Below are 2,409 nucleotides of genomic sequence, written 5' to 3'. Positions count from 1 at the left end.
CCCCGCTCGCGCAGCGCGGCGACGGCCCGGGTGAGCCGCTGCGCCGGGTCGGGGGTGCCGACCTCGGCGGCGAGGGCCCGCCACAGCCGCGGCTGCCAGGCCAGGTCGTCCGGCACCGGCCCGAGGTCGGAGCCGACGTCGTGCCCGGCCCGCCAGGCGTCCACCATGGCGGGGCGCTCGGAGGCGTAGGAGGCGAAGAGCCGGGCCAGCCGGCGGGCGGTGCTCCACCGCCGCCCGCTGCCGACCAGCTCGTCGGTGTCGGCCGCCCCACGCAGGTGGGTCGCCACCGGGGCGAACCAGGGCTCGGCGGCGACGGTCTCGAAGGTGCGCAGGCAGGACCAGACCAGCCGGCGGGGGTGCCAGGGGTCGCCGGTCCGCTCCTCGGCACCGGTGGCCTCGCGGACCACCTCCTCCAGCAGCGCGTCCAGACCCGGGAAGGCGACCCCGGCGCAGACGCCGTCCCCGGACGGGCCCAGCCTCTCGGCCAGGGTCTGGGCCAGCCAGCGCTCCACCCCGGGTGTGGGCACCGAGACCACCTCGGTGGCGAAGGGGTCGTCCAGCGGCTCGGCCAGCAGCTCGGCCAGCGCCCCGGCGAGCACGTCGGCGCGGGGCCCGGAGTGCACCCGCAGACCGGCGGGCACGTCGCTGCCGACGCCGGGCGACGGGGCGTCGGCGTCGGTCTCGAGGAGGAGGTCGAGGGCGGGCTGGCTCATGGTCGGACCCACCCTAGGGAAGCCGGCCGACAGTTTCCGCTCGAGCGGCCGGTGCGGGCGTCCGGCACGGAATCCTCCGCGGTCCGGACGGGTTGTCCCCCGTAGCAGGGACGGATCCGCAGCCGTCCCTCGAGCCGAGGAGGACGAGGCAGGCATGAGCCAGATCACGATGTACACGACCAGCTGGTGCGGGTTCTGCGCCCGGCTGAAGACGCAGCTGGACCGGCAGGGGATCGGCTACGACGAGGTGGACATCGAGCGCACGCCGGCCGCCGCCGACACCGTCACCGAGATCAACGGGGGCAACCGCACGGTGCCCACCCTGGTCTACGCCGACGGCACAGCCATGACCAACCCGAGCGCGGCCCAGGTGGCGGCGAAGCTCGCCTCGCTGTAACCCCGCGGCGGCGACGACCGCGGGTTGTCGGTACCGCTCCGTAGGGTGGTCGCCGTGGTGGATCTCGAGCCCGGACGCGCCCCGGACGGCGCCGGAGCGGAGCGGCTGCTGGCCGCCCTCGACCCCGAGCAGCGGACGGTCGCGACCAGCCTGACCGGGCCGGTCGTGGTCCTCGCCGGGGCCGGCACCGGCAAGACCCGGGCCATCACGCACCGCATCGCCTACGGCACCGCGGTCGGGGCCTACCCGCCCAACAGCGTGCTCGCGGTCACCTTCACCACCCGCGCCGCGGGGGAGATGCGCGGCCGGCTCCGCGCGCTCGGGGCCACCGCCGTCCAGGCCCGCACCTTCCACTCCGCCGCCCTGCGGCAGGCGCAGTACTTCTGGCCCAAGGTCACCGGCACCGCGCTGCCGCCGATCGCGGAGAACCGGATGGGGCTGGTCGCCGAGGCGGCCGGCCGGCTGCAGCTGGGCGGCGACACCGCCCGGCTGCGCGACCTGCTCGGCGAGCTCTCGTGGGCCAAGGTGTCCAACGTCTCGCCCGAGGAGTACCCGACGGTCGCGGCGGCGCGGGGCCGGGAGGTGGCCGGGCTCGAGCCGGCGGCGGTGGCGCGGGTGCTCACCGGCTACGAGGAGGTCAAGCGGGAGCGGGAGCGGATCGACTTCGACGACATCCTGCTCTGCACGGTCTCGCTGCTGGCCGACCACCCCGAGGTGGCCGACGAGGTGCGCCGCACCTACCGGCACGTGGTGGTCGACGAGTACCAGGACGTCAGCCCGCTGCAGGAGAGCCTGCTGCGGCTGTGGGTGGGCGAGCGCGGCGACCTCTGCGTGGTGGGCGACCCGGCCCAGACCATCCACTCCTTCGCCGGCGCGCGCGCCGACTACCTCACCGGCTTCGCCCGCCGCCATCCCGGCGCCACCGTGGTCCGGCTGGTCCGCGACTACCGCTCCACCCCGCAGGTCGTCGAGATCGCCAACAAGGTGATGGCGGCCCGCCCGGCCGGCGACGCGTCCGGGCGGCTGGAGGCGGTCACCCTGCAGGCCCAGCGCCCGCCCGGGCCCGCACCCGAGCTCGCGGTCGCCGACGACGAGGCCGCCGAGGCCGAGCAGGTCGCGGAGTGGCTGCGGGCCCAGCACGAGGCGGGGGTGGACTGGCGCGAGATGGCGGTGCTGTTCCGGATCAACGCGCAGTCCCCGGCCTACGAGGCCGCCCTGGCCGACCGCGACGTGCCCTACCTGGTGCGCGGGGCCGAGCGGTTCTACGAGCGGGCCGAGGTGCGCCAGGCGCTCGGGGCG

3 protein-coding genes are annotated in these 2,409 nt (G+C 76.3%); 2 read left to right on the top strand and 1 reads right to left on the bottom strand.

Annotation, left to right across the window (positions count from 1 at the left end):
- Positions 1-713: exodeoxyribonuclease V subunit gamma (locus DVA66_RS19430; RefSeq protein WP_198671967.1), on the bottom strand; the 713-nt coding region annotated here is incomplete at its 3' end.
- A 154-nt stretch (positions 714-867) separates the two neighbouring features.
- On the opposite strand from DVA66_RS19430, the gene DVA66_RS19425 reads away from it, so the two are divergent.
- Together DVA66_RS19425 and DVA66_RS19420 are read left to right on the top strand one after the other, a co-directional pair.
- On the top strand, positions 868-1,110 hold the full coding sequence (locus DVA66_RS19425; protein ID WP_114124658.1) for a mycoredoxin: 243 nt from the start codon (positions 868-870) through the stop codon (positions 1,108-1,110).
- 54 nt (positions 1,111-1,164) lie between these two features.
- Positions 1,165-2,409: ATP-dependent helicase (locus tag DVA66_RS19420; RefSeq protein ID WP_157974159.1), on the top strand; the 1,245-nt coding region annotated here is incomplete at its 3' end.

This window comes from Desertihabitans aurantiacus (assembly GCF_003344635.1).
Lineage (GTDB): Bacteria > Actinomycetota > Actinomycetes > Propionibacteriales > Propionibacteriaceae > Desertihabitans > Desertihabitans aurantiacus.
Note: the sequence above shows the minus strand (reverse complement) of the source record. Positions and strands in the feature narration are given on the sequence as shown.

Excerpts from the sequence above, each read along its gene's own strand:
- DVA66_RS19425 (WP_114124658.1), top strand. The coding sequence starts at position 868 with ATGAGCCAGATCACGATGTACACGACCAGCTGGTGCGGGTTCTGCGCC.